The organism is Microcystis sp. M53598_WE2, assembly GCF_030067735.1.
Classification (GTDB): domain Bacteria; phylum Cyanobacteriota; class Cyanobacteriia; order Cyanobacteriales; family Microcystaceae; genus Microcystis; species Microcystis aeruginosa.
This window is the reverse complement of the sequence record NZ_JASJFE010000824.1, coordinates 1-1,771: the sequence shown is the minus strand read 5'-3', so window position 1 is coordinate 1,771 and position 1,771 is coordinate 1. Positions and strand designations below refer to the sequence as shown.

Below are 1,771 nucleotides of genomic sequence, written 5' to 3'. Positions count from 1 at the left end.
CTATCGGCACCCCCCTTATCAAGGGGGGCAGGGGGGATCGAATCTAAAATCCATTTTTAATTTAATTATAACCAGCTATTTAGATACAGTAAAAATTATCAATTCTGATCCCCCCGCCTATCGGCACCCCCCTTATCAAGGGGGGCAGGGGGGATCGAACCTAAAATCCATTTTTAATTTAATTATAACCAGCTACTTAGTAAATAAATTGACTCTAATTTAGCAGCATTAGTGACCATATTCTGCTAGTTACTCGATAGATTCAGTTAGGGATTGATCCGAGATATTCGCTCCCCTTTTTGCCAAAAAAGTTTCTTGATTCCGTCAAACTTCTATTCATTTGCGAGGATGTTTTTATGAGTTATGATTTTGATTTATTGGTGATTGGTGGTGGTTCTGGTGGTATTGCCACCGCTAGACGGGCAGCCGAATACGGGGCAAAAGTGGGATTAGCAGAATACGATCGTTTGGGAGGAACCTGTGTTAATCGCGGTTGTATTCCCAAAAAATTAATGGTTTATTCTAGTCGTTTTCCGCAACTATTTAAGGATGCGGAAGGTTACGGTTGGAGTCCGGTAGAGAGTCAGTTAAATTGGCAAAAATTAATTAGCGCCGTTAATCAGGAAACTATCCGTTTAAATGGCATTTATCAAAAGATGCTCGATAATTCTCAAGTGACGATTTTTCCTAATTATGCCAAGTTTATTGATACCCATACCCTAGAGGTAGGAGACGAGAAAATTACTGCCGATAAAATTTTAATTGCCGTGGGGGGACATCCGGTTAAACCCGATATTCCGGGGATCGAACATACGGTAGTTTCTGATGCCATGTTTCAACTGCCAGAACAACCAAAAAGAATTATAGTTTTAGGGGCAGGATATATTGGGGTAGAATTTGCTGGTATTATGCACGGATTAGGGACGGAAGTGGTGCAGTTAATCCGTAAAGACAAGATTTTAAGAGGGTTTGATGAGGATATCCGCGATGAGATTCAAGCAGAAATGATCCGTCAGGGAATTAAAATTATGCCCGAAACTTTCCCCACTTCGATCGAGAAAACTGCTGAGGGTTTAAAAGTACATATTCAGGGGAAAGAAACCTCAGAAATGCTCTTTGTTGATGCCCTAGGATTAGCCGCTACTGGCAGAATTCCTAAGCTGGAAAAATTAGGCTTAGAGAATGTCAATGTTGAGGTAAAAAATCGGGCAATTGTCGTCAACGAGTATAGCCAAACCAGCGAAGATAATATCTATGCCGTGGGCGATTGTACTGATCAAATTAATTTAACTCCCGTGGCCATTAATCAGGGGCGCGCCTTTGCCGATACAGTCTTTGGTAATAAACCCCGGTTAATGAGTTATGAAAATGTTCCTTCGGCAGTATTTTCTACTCCTGAAGCGGCGACGGTGGGATTAACAGAATTGCAAGCAAAAAAACAATATGGTGACACGGAGATTAAAGTTTATCGGTCTAAATTCCGCCCTGGTTACAATGTTTTACCAGGCCGAGAGGACAAAACTTTGATGAAATTAGTTGTCCATCAGGAAAGTGGTAAAATTCTCGGAGCGCACATGGTGGGAGATCACGCCGCCGAAATTATTCAAGGAGTAGCCATTGCCGTAAAAATGGGCGCGACAAAAGCCGATTTTGATGCCACTGTCGGCATTCATCCCAGTGCTGCCGAGGAATTTGTCACCATGCGTTAATTAGCAATTTCAGGTGTGTTAGATAGGTGTTAAAAATTGTCAGCTACCCCCCTTATTAAGGG

General features: G+C 42.0%; 1 protein-coding gene. It reads left to right on the top strand.

Features of this window, described 5'->3' with window-relative positions; genetic code table 11:
* Positions 1-356 precede the first annotated feature (356 nt).
* Positions 357-1,709, top strand: a complete 1,353-nt coding sequence (gene gorA / locus PX636_RS16720) for a glutathione-disulfide reductase (protein ID WP_288117920.1) — start codon at positions 357-359, stop codon at positions 1,707-1,709.
* The last annotated feature ends 62 nt before the right edge of the window (positions 1,710-1,771 follow it).

Excerpts from the sequence above, each read along its gene's own strand:
- gorA (WP_288117920.1), top strand. The coding sequence starts at position 357 with ATGAGTTATGATTTTGATTTATTGGTGATTGGTGGTGGTTCTGGTGGT.